At 45.9% G+C, this 2,361-nt stretch carries 4 protein-coding genes; 2 read left to right on the forward strand and 2 right to left on the reverse strand.

Annotation, left to right across the window (positions count from 1 at the left end):
- Nucleotides 1-180 precede the first annotated feature (180 nt).
- The gene (locus K5Q99_RS21590; protein ID WP_220778096.1) at nucleotides 181-921 is read right to left on the reverse strand and encodes an ArsR/SmtB family transcription factor; all 741 of its coding nucleotides are present in this window, start codon (nucleotides 919-921) and stop codon (nucleotides 181-183) included.
- 64 nt (nucleotides 922-985) lie between these two features.
- Between K5Q99_RS21590 and K5Q99_RS21595 the strand changes: the two genes are divergently transcribed.
- Both K5Q99_RS21595 and K5Q99_RS21600 read left to right on the forward strand, forming a co-directional pair.
- The gene (locus K5Q99_RS21595; protein ID WP_220778097.1) at nucleotides 986-1,369 is read left to right on the forward strand and encodes an NIPSNAP family protein; all 384 of its coding nucleotides are present in this window, start codon (nucleotides 986-988) and stop codon (nucleotides 1,367-1,369) included.
- On the forward strand, nucleotides 1,366-1,695 hold the full coding sequence (locus K5Q99_RS21600) for an antibiotic biosynthesis monooxygenase family protein (protein ID WP_220778098.1): 330 nt from the start codon (nucleotides 1,366-1,368) through the stop codon (nucleotides 1,693-1,695). Before K5Q99_RS21595 ends, K5Q99_RS21600 begins: the two co-directional genes overlap by 4 nt.
- Nucleotides 1,696-1,811: 116 nt before the next feature.
- On the opposite strand, the gene K5Q99_RS21605 is transcribed toward K5Q99_RS21600, so the two are convergent.
- Nucleotides 1,812-2,201, reverse strand: coding sequence for a DUF6678 family protein (locus K5Q99_RS21605; protein ID WP_006084571.1), 390 nt, complete (start codon nucleotides 2,199-2,201; stop codon nucleotides 1,812-1,814).
- Nucleotides 2,202-2,361 lie beyond the last annotated feature (160 nt).

Raw genomic sequence — 2,361 nt, forward strand, 5'->3', positions numbered from 1 at the left:
TCAATCAGTGCCTTAGAGGCCAGCATCAAGCTGTTTAATCGTTTTAGGTGAAGTTCTGGGCAGTATTGGTGTAAAGAATGTTGTAGGATATTGGCTTCGCGCATCTTGTTGTCCAAGTGTAGTTTTTGGCGAAACCATTTGATCATGCAACAAGATGCGCTTCCACCCTAATTTGATGATTTATTTGTAAATCATCAGGGGATTCTTCAGCGCAATGCCATAGTCAGCACGAAAGGATTTTAACCCTCGGCTTGAAAATTGTAGGGCACGGGTGTCGAGGGCTTTCTCTGCCCAGCCTTTAGCCAAAATATCCTTAAGAACCCATTGACCTAGAACACCTGCAAGATGACTGCGACGCTCACTCCAATCTAGGCATGACTTACACAAAGGGCGGCGAGATTGACGACTTTTCGGTACATCGAATACATCATCTGGTGCACTCAGCAACGAGAGATCCACACCACGTTTGGCAAAAAAGGTCATCCCTGCCGCGGTGATTTTTGTTTCGCCCCCTTCATGGGCGATCAAATTCTGCCGACTTAAGCTGTCGTAAAGTGCAACACCCAATTCACCCGCGAGATGGTCATAACAAACGCGAGCTAGTCTCAATCTAGGGTCCGCGGGCCCATGGATTACCTTAGGGCTCGCAATGGCCGCGCTCATATTGAGCAGACTTTCCAACAGTTCGGCCACTTGGCGGCTCTGCAGCTGAAAATACTTATGCCTCCCCTGCTTACGCACGAGCAATAGTTCGCCTTCAACCAACTTAGTTAAATGGCTGCTGGCAGTCTGCGGTGTGATATCAGCTTCAAGAGCCAGTTCTGTCGCCGTCAATGCCTGTCCGCCCATAAGAGCAATCAACATACGTGAGCGGGCTGCGTCACCAATCAAGTTGGCAATAAAGGCAATGTTAGGTTCCATGCTTGTAATCTCATTCGGGGACAGTTCGATAACCATCGAAGCATTAAGTTTTCAGGTAATTACAATGCAACTAAAACCTTTAGCACACAAGTCAATGGCGCCAAACACTATGAAAATTACCTGTTTTATCGAATACAAAATAGACCCCTTCAAATTGGAACAATTTGCCCAATATGCTGAAAACTGGGGCGATATTATTCCAGCCTACGGCGGCGAACTCCTTGGCTACTTTCTGACTCACGAAGGCACCAATGACACTGCATATGGTCTCATTAGCTTCGATAGTCTGGCCCACTATGAACGCTATAGAGACAAACTGAAGACAGAAGCCGCAGGCAAGGCAAATTTTCAGCTGGCCAAGCAAGGAGAATTTATTTTGAGTGAAAAACGCAGTTTCCTAAAGCCGATAGCCAAGACCTATCAAAGAGCTGCGGAGACAAAACTATGATGGTCGTTATTTTTGAAGTTGTGCCCAATTCCGGCTGCCAAGAAAGGTATTTAGAGATAGCCGCCGACCTGAAATCGAGCCTGAGTAACATTGAAGGATTTATTTCAATCGAACGGTTTCAAAGCATGGTCAATCCCGAACGCTTATTATCGCTGTCATTCTGGGAGAATGAGGCTGCGGTACAGGCTTGGCGACAACAGATATATCACCGCGAGGCACAAACTCAAGGACGCGAACAATTATTCGCCGATTATCGCCTGCGGGTTGCCGAAGTTGTTCGTGACTATGGCATGTTCGACCGCGCTCAGGCACCTAAGGGCAACTGATATGCTGCGACTCGAGTAGCGTGCTTTGCAGGCACTCAGCCCTAGCAACAAAGAATGTACTCACCAGCGAAATGCCCCACAATACTAAACGCTAGGCGCCACTCTAAAAGGGGTTTTTATGTAAATACTGGGGTTGTATCTTGGCTTATATAGCCCCACACCCGAAAACAAGAGCCTTCAATCGAGTATTTAATGCCGTGTCTATTTAGAATGGTAAGAATTTCACAGCTCCTATCGGTCTCCTGAGGTGCAACTAAACGACCACGATACTCGGAAACTATTGGATTAAAGTCTAGCCACTCGATACCGGAGCTTTCTTCATAGATCTCGTTCCACCAAACGGCACTAAATCCTAAAACATCATCTGATGAAATCAGTTTGTACCTTACGCTAATAGATAGAAAATGAAGCGCTTCAAAATCATTACAAAGCTCGCGCCACTTAGTTTTATTCATCACTGAGACTAACTGGCGGTCATTAATTATTTTTCGATATCTCTCGTGCATAATTGCAAGTCCAACTCATTTTTAGGGCGTGTGCAGGGCGGGATCATACTTTGTTAACAGTAGGGAACTTATTCCTATCTGCATGATCTGATCGGGCATGTTATTCTACTGAGCCTAATCCATGTCCTTATTTGAACACTTGAAACTCATCGAAGACCCT

Source organism: Shewanella hafniensis (assembly GCF_019655335.1).
In the GTDB taxonomy this organism is placed as follows: domain Bacteria; phylum Pseudomonadota; class Gammaproteobacteria; order Enterobacterales; family Shewanellaceae; genus Shewanella; species Shewanella hafniensis.

Coding starts and splice junctions, on each gene's coding strand:
- K5Q99_RS21590 (WP_220778096.1), bottom strand. CDS start 921: ATGGAACCTAACATTGCCTTTATTGCCAACTTGATTGGTGACGCAGCC.
- K5Q99_RS21595 (WP_220778097.1), top strand. CDS start 986: ATGCAACTAAAACCTTTAGCACACAAGTCAATGGCGCCAAACACTATG.
- K5Q99_RS21600 (WP_220778098.1), top strand. CDS start 1,366: ATGATGGTCGTTATTTTTGAAGTTGTGCCCAATTCCGGCTGCCAAGAA.
- K5Q99_RS21605 (WP_006084571.1), bottom strand. CDS start 2,201: ATGCACGAGAGATATCGAAAAATAATTAATGACCGCCAGTTAGTCTCA.